Source organism: Stenotrophomonas sp. 2YAF22 (assembly GCF_052114665.1).
Classification (GTDB): Bacteria; Pseudomonadota; Gammaproteobacteria; order Xanthomonadales; family Xanthomonadaceae; genus Stenotrophomonas; species Stenotrophomonas indicatrix.
In genome coordinates, this window is record NZ_JBFRFE010000704.1 from 1 (window position 1) to 2017 (window position 2017).

Below are 2017 nucleotides of genomic sequence, written 5' to 3' on the forward strand. Positions count from 1 at the left end.
CGACAGGCTGACGTGCTTCTCCTGCAGCAGCATCTCCAGCTCGATCAGGAACTTGTCCACCACGCGCAGGATGTGTTCGAAGCCCAGCGGCTGGAACTGCACCACCGCATCGAGGCGGTTGCGGAATTCCGGGGTGAACGCACGACGGATGGTCTCCATCGCATCGGTGGCGTGGTCCTGCTTGGTGAAACCGATCGAGCGCCGCGAGGCCTGCGCCGCGCCGGCGTTGGTCGTCATCACCAGCACCACGTTCTTGAAGTTGGCTTCGCGGCCGTTGGTGTCGGTCAGCACGCCGCGGTCCATCACCTGCAACAGGATGTTGAAGATGTCCGGGTGCGCCTTCTCGATTTCATCCAGCAGCAGCACGCAGTGCGGCGTCTTGACGATCTTCTCGGTCAGCAGGCCACCCTGGTCGAAGCCGACGTAGCCCGGAGGAGCGCCGATCAGGCGGCTGATCGAATGCGGCTCCATGTATTCGGACATGTCGAAACGGACCAGTTCGATGCCCAGCTGCAGCGCCAGCTGCTTGGTCACCTCGGTCTTGCCGACACCGGTGGGGCCGGCGAACAGGAAGTTGCCGATCGGCTTTTCCGGATTGCCCAGGCCCGAGCGTGCCAGCTTGATGGCCGACGCCAGGGTGCCGATGGCAGGATCCTGGCCGAAGATCACCATCTTCAGGTTGCGCTCCAGGTGCTGCAGCACATCCTTGTCGGTGGCGCTGACCTGCTTGGCCGGGATGCGCGCCATCTTGGCGACGATGGCCTCGACTTCCTCGACGTCGATCAACTCCTTGCGCTGGCCTTCCGGCATCAGGCGCTGGCGGGCACCGGCCTCATCGATCACGTCGATGGCCTTGTCCGGCAGCAGGCGATCGGCGATGTGCTTGACCGACAGGTCGACGGCGGCCTGCAGCGCTTCATCGGCGTAGGTGACGCCGTGGTGGGCTTCGTACTTGGACTTCAGACCCTGCAGGATCTCGTAGGTTTCGCCCACGGTCGGCTCGACGATGTCGATCTTCTGGAAGCGACGGGCCAGCGCCCGGTCCTTCTCGAAGATGCCGCGGTATTCCTGGAATGTGGTCGAGCCGATGCAGCGCAGCTCGCCCGACGCCAGGGCCGGCTTGATCAGGTTGGAGGCGTCCATGGTGCCGCCCGACGCCGAGCCGGCGCCGATGATGGTGTGGATCTCGTCGATGAACAGCACCGCATTGGGCACCTTCTTCAACGCGGTCAGCACACCCTTCAGGCGCTTTTCGAAGTCGCCGCGGTACTTGGTACCGGCCACCAGCGCGCCGAGGTCGAGCGAATAGATGACCGCATCGGCCAGCACGTCCGGCACCGAACCCTCAACGATGCGTCGGGCCAGGCCCTCGGCAATCGCGGTCTTGCCGACGCCGGCCTCGCCCACGTACAGCGGGTTGTTCTTGCGGCGGCGGCACAGGACCTGGATGGTGCGCTCGATCTCGTCGGCACGGCCGACCAGCGGGTCGATGCGACCGGCACGCGCCTGCTCGTTGAGGTTGCTGGCGAACTCGGTCAGGGCATCGCCCTTGGGCTCGCCTTCGCCCCCTTCCATGCGGCCCTCACCCTCGGAGGAGGACGGCTGCTCGCCTTCCTCGCCCAGCTTGGCGATGCCGTGGGACAGGTAATTGACCACATCCAGCCGGGTGACATCCTGCTGGTTGAGGTAATAGACCGCGTGGGAGTCCTTCTCGCCGAAGATGGCGACCAGCACGTTGGCGCCGGTGACCTCCTTCTTGCCGGAGGACTGCACGTGGTACACGGCCCGCTGCAGCACGCGCTGGAAGCCCAGCGTGGGCTGGGTATCGCGGCCGTCATCTTCGGCCAGGCGGGACACGGAGGCCTCGATGGCCTGCTCCAGCTCCTGGCGCAGGCGGTCGGCGTCGGCGCCACAAGCCTTCAATACGGCCTGGGCGGACGGGTTGTCGAGCAGTGCCAACAGCAGGTGTTCGACCGTCATGAACTCATGTCGGGCCTCACGGGCGCGCTTGTAGCAC

General features: G+C 65.5%; 1 protein-coding gene. It reads right to left on the reverse strand.

Annotated elements, in window-relative coordinates; genetic code table 11:
* A partial coding sequence (gene clpA / locus AB4Y84_RS20160; RefSeq protein ID WP_442250771.1) for an ATP-dependent Clp protease ATP-binding subunit ClpA occupies positions 1 to 2017 on the reverse strand: 2017 nt, incomplete at both ends.